At 70.1% G+C, this 4,391-nt stretch carries 4 protein-coding genes and 2 pseudogenes; 5 read left to right on the top strand and 1 reads right to left on the bottom strand.

Annotated elements, in window-relative coordinates:
- The 5 genes and pseudogenes from ABEA26_RS35180 to ABEA26_RS35205 all read left to right on the top strand — a co-directional run.
- A pseudogene (locus ABEA26_RS35180) lies at nt 1-168 on the top strand (flavodoxin-dependent (E)-4-hydroxy-3-methylbut-2-enyl-diphosphate synthase); the annotation flags it as partial.
- Nucleotides 169-194: 26 nt separating this feature from the next.
- A pseudogene (locus tag ABEA26_RS35185) lies at nt 195-839 on the top strand (1-deoxy-D-xylulose-5-phosphate synthase N-terminal domain-containing protein); the annotation flags it as partial.
- A 310-nt stretch (nt 840-1,149) separates the two neighbouring features.
- Nucleotides 1,150-2,535, top strand: a complete 1,386-nt coding sequence (locus ABEA26_RS35195; RefSeq protein WP_345598046.1) for an aspartate aminotransferase family protein — start codon at nt 1,150-1,152, stop codon at nt 2,533-2,535.
- A 99-nt stretch (nt 2,536-2,634) separates the two neighbouring features.
- Nucleotides 2,635-3,306: a helix-turn-helix domain-containing protein gene (locus tag ABEA26_RS35200; protein ID WP_345598048.1), complete on the top strand. Its 672-nt coding sequence runs from the start codon at nt 2,635-2,637 to the stop codon at nt 3,304-3,306.
- Complete coding sequence (locus tag ABEA26_RS35205; RefSeq protein ID WP_345598050.1) at nt 3,303-3,425, top strand: DUF6126 family protein; 123 nt, start codon at nt 3,303-3,305, stop codon at nt 3,423-3,425. The genes ABEA26_RS35200 and ABEA26_RS35205 overlap by 4 nt, the downstream gene beginning before the upstream one ends.
- Nucleotides 3,426-3,456: 31 nt before the next feature.
- Here ABEA26_RS35205 and ABEA26_RS35210 read toward each other — a convergent pair whose 3' ends face one another.
- Nucleotides 3,457-4,254, bottom strand: coding sequence for a tyrosine-protein phosphatase (locus ABEA26_RS35210; RefSeq protein WP_345598052.1), 798 nt, complete (start codon nt 4,252-4,254; stop codon nt 3,457-3,459).
- Nucleotides 4,255-4,391 lie beyond the last annotated feature (137 nt).

A 4,391-nucleotide genomic window follows, 5' to 3' on the forward strand; every position in this document is an offset into this window, starting at 1 on the left:
GGCGTCGCCTCCGGCAACGGCAAGGGCCAGATCTTCGTCAAGGGCGAGGTCGTCAGGACCGTCCCCGAGTCGAAGATCGTCGAGACGCTGATCGAAGAGGCGATGAAGATCGCCGAGCAGATGGAGAAGGACGGCGCGTCGGGGGAGCCGGCCGTCACCGTGAGCTGAACACCGCGGACCGAAGGGGGCCGAGCGTGACGATTCTGGAGAGCATCCGGGGACCACGCGACCTGAAGGCGCTGTCCGAGGCGGAACTCGGCGAACTGTCCGAGGAGATACGTGACTTCCTGGTGCACGCGGTCACCCGCACCGGCGGACACCTCGGCCCCGACCCGGGCGTGGTGGAACTGACCGTCGCCCTGCACCGGGTCTTCGAGTCACCGGCCGGCCGCATTCTGTGGGACACCGGCCATCAGAGCTATGTGCACACACTTCTGACAGACCGTCAGGACTTCTCCGGACTGCGCGGCAAGAGCGGGCTCTCCGGCTACCCGTCGCGCGAGGAGTCCGAACACGACGTCATCGAGAACAGCCACGCCTCCACCGTGCTCGGCTGGGCCGACGGCCTCGCCAACCACCTCGCGACCCTCCGTACGACCGACGGCTACGAGCGGATGCTCGCCTGGGGCAAGGGCGTACTCCGGCGCACACCCGTGGTCGGCGACACCCTGTACGAGGCCCTGCACGGCGCGAAGAAGGGTTTCAAGGACGCCTTCGCCCCGCAGGGACTCTTCGAGGACCTGGGGCTGAAGTACGTCGGCAGCCGAGCGGCCGGCGTCGGTTCGGCGGTGGCGCGAGTGCCGGGTCGACGCCGAGGTCGACGTACCCGTACGCCGGTTCGGCGTCCCCGAGCAGTTCCTCGCGCACGCCAAGCGCGCCGAGGTGCTCGCCGACATCGGACTCACCCCGGTCGAGATCGCCGGCCGGATCAGCGCGAGCCTGGCCGTCGGAGCACAGGCCGGAGCACAGGCCGGAGCACAGGCCGGAGCACAGGCCGGAGCACAGGTGGCCGAAGCGCAGGCGACCGGAGCGCAGGTCGGAGCACAGGTGGCCGAAGCGCAGGCCGGAGATCAGGTGGCCGAAGCGCAGGCCGGAGATCAGACCAGGCACGGACGACGGCCCGTCACGCCAGTGCAAGGAGAGAGCTGAATGACCAAGGAGTTCGACCTCGCCGCCCTCTTGGCCGAGCGCGGAGCCGAGCGGTACGAGCTGCACGCCAGGCACCTCAATCACCAGCTGCCGCGCATGCTGCGCACCATCGGCTTCGACAAGGTCTACGAGCGGGCCGAGGGCGCGCACTTCTGGGACGCGGACGGCAACGACTACCTGGACATGCTCGCAGGGTTCGCGGTGATGGGCCTGGGGCGCCACCATCCCGTCGTGCGCAAGGCACTGCACGACGTCCTCGACGCCTCGCTGGCCGACCTGACCCGCTTCGACTGTCCGCCGCTGCCCGGGCTGCTGGCCGAGCAGCTGCTCTCCTACAGCCCGCACCTGGACCGGGTCTTCTTCGGCAACAGCGGCACGGAGGCGGTCGAGACCGCGCTGAAGTTCGCCCGGTACGCGACCGGCAGGCCGAGGGTCCTGTACTGCCCGCACGCCTTCCACGGGCTGACCACCGGATCGCTGTCCGTCAACGGCGAGGACGGCTTCCGTGACGGCTTCGCCCCGCTGCTGCCCGACACCGCAGTCCCGCTCGGCGATCTGGACGCCCTGGCGCGCGAGCTGAAGCGGGGCGACGTGGCCGCGCTGATCGTGGAGCCGGTCCAGGGCAAGGGCGTGCACGAGCCCCCGCCCGGCTACCTGCGCGGCGCGCAGGAACTGCTGCACCGGCACAAGGCACTGCTGATCGCCGACGAGGTGCAGACGGGCCTCGGCCGGACCGGGAAGTTCTACGCCTTCCAGCACGAGGAGGGCGTCGAGCCCGACCTGGTGTGCGTGGCGAAGGCGCTGTCCGGCGGCTATGTGCCGGTGGGGGCCACGCTGGGCAAGGAGTGGATCTTCCGGAAGGTGTTCTCCTCGATGGACCGGGTGCAGGTCCACTCGGCGAGCTTCGGATCCAACGCACAGGCCATGGCGGCAGGGCTCGCGGTGCTCTCGGTGATGGAGAACGAGGAGATCGTGGCGAACGCGGCCGCGGTGGGCGAGCGGCTGAAGTCCCGGCTGACGGAGCTGGTGGATCGCTACGAGCTGCTCGCCGACGTCCGGGGACGGGGGCTGATGATCGGCATCGAGTTCGGACGCCCGAGATCGTTGAAACTGCGCAGCCGCTGGGCGATGCTGCAGGCCGCGCGGAAGGGGCTGTTCGCGCAGATGGTGGTGGTACCACTGCTGCAACGGCACCGGATTCTGACACAGGTGTCCGGTGACCACCTGGAGGTGATCAAGCTGATCCCCCCGCTGATCATCGACGCGGGGGACGCGGACCGGTTCGTCGACGCCTTCACCGAGGTGATGGACGACGCGCACGACGGCGGCGGCCTGATGTGGGACTTCGGCAAGACCCTGGTCAGGCAGGCGGTGGCCAACCGCTGACCACCGGCGAGGGCGTTCCCGTCCGGCCCTTCGCTTCACTTCTTTGCCTCAGAGGCAAAGAAATTGCCTAACGGGCAATTTCGGGGCTGAATGGGAGGCATGACCACCCACGAGCCCGAACCGCCGTCGAGGGACGCGTCGGCGGACGCGGTGTCCGTCGTGGCACCGCAGCTGCGTGCCCTGCGGCGCAGGGCCGCCCTCACCCTCGAGGCGGCGGCCCGCGCCGCCGGGCTGTCGCCCGCCCACCTCTCCCGTCTGGAGACCGGGCAGCGTCAGCCCTCGCTGCCGATGCTGCTCTCCCTCGCCCGTGTCTACGGTACGACTGTCTCGGAGCTGCTCGGCGAGACGGTCGCGGACCGGGATGCCGTCGTACGCGCCGACGCCATGGAGCCGACGTTCGCGGGCGGCTGGACCTACTGGCAGGCCGGCGGGGCCGGTCGTGGCATGCAGGCCCTGCGCGTCCATGTGCCGTACGGCTCGCAGGGCGACATCGTGCGGGTACACCCCGGTGAGGAGTGGCTGCACGTCCTGCGGGGCCGGCTGCGGCTGCGCCTCGGGGACGCCGTGCACCGGCTCGGCCCGGGCGACAGCGCGCACTTCGACTCGCTGACCCCGCACCGGATCGCCGCTCAGGACGCCGACGGCGTCGAGCTGCTCTTCGTCCACACCCTGCTGCAGAGCCCGGCGGCGGCACTGTGCCTGGGGCCGGCCACCACGCCGGTGCACCCTGCCCTCGGACCGGCCCACCCCACCTTTGGAGAGACGCCATGAACCTTCAGGAGAAGTTCCCGCGTGCCCTGTGGGTACGGCTCTTCGTGTACCTCGTCGTGGGGCACGTCCTCGCGGCCTTCATCTACCTGCTCTTCGAGGTGGGCGCCAACAGCCAGTGAACCGGAACCGGTGAGTCGGTGAGCCGATGACTCAGTCCAGCATCCGCTCGCGCAGCCGCTCCCGGGTTTCCGGAGTGATCCGCAGACCCTTCTCCAGATAGGTGTCGACCCCGCCCCAGGTCTCCTCGACGGTCTCGAAAGCCGCCGCCAGATACTCGGCGCGCGCGTCGAAGAGGGGGCTGAGCAGCTCCATGACCTCGGGGGAGTAGGCCGAGGCGGCGGAGCCGCTGCGCTGTACCTTGTAGCGGCGGTGCGTGGCGTTGGACTTCAGGTAGTCGTCCACGACGGCCTCACGCTCGACGCCCAGGGCGAGCAGGGTGATCGCGATCGACAGGCCCGCACGGTCCTTGCCGGCCGCGCAGTGCATCAGGGCGGGGACGCTGTCCTGCGCGAGCGCGTGCAGCACCCGGGAGTGCTCGGCCGTGCGCTCCTTGATGATCGCGCGGTAGGAATTGATCATCCGGTTCGCGCCCTTGCCGTCCGCCAGGATCTCGCGCAGCTGGTCGAGGTCGCCGTCGCGGACCATCCTCCAGAACTCGGCGCCGTCGGCCGGGTCGCTCAGCGGCAGGTTCACGTTCCGCACGCCCGGAAGCTCGACGTCCGGGCCGTCGAGCTTCTGGTCGGCCGCGTTGCGGAAGTCGAAGATGGTGTGCAGGCCCAGCGAGGCCAGCAGCGCGGCGTCTTCTCCGGTGGCGTGTGCGAGGTGGCCGCTGCGGAACAGCACCCCCTGCCGCACCCGCCGCCCGTCCACGGTCGGCAGTCCGCCCACGTCCCGGAAGTTGCGCACACCGGTCAGCTCGGGTTCGGTCGACGGGACCTGCTGCGTCACGGGGGCTCCTCCCACTCGGCCCCGCCGACGCTGCTCGCAGGCGGGCACCACTCGACGATACGGCACCGCTCGGAGATTTCGGAGGCCCCGGTCATCCGGCTAAGTCACGTCTGGGCCTTCTGTCCGAATTGGCACCT

Source organism: Streptomyces marokkonensis (assembly GCF_039539045.1).
GTDB classification, from domain to species: Bacteria; Actinomycetota; Actinomycetes; order Streptomycetales; family Streptomycetaceae; genus Streptomyces; species Streptomyces marokkonensis.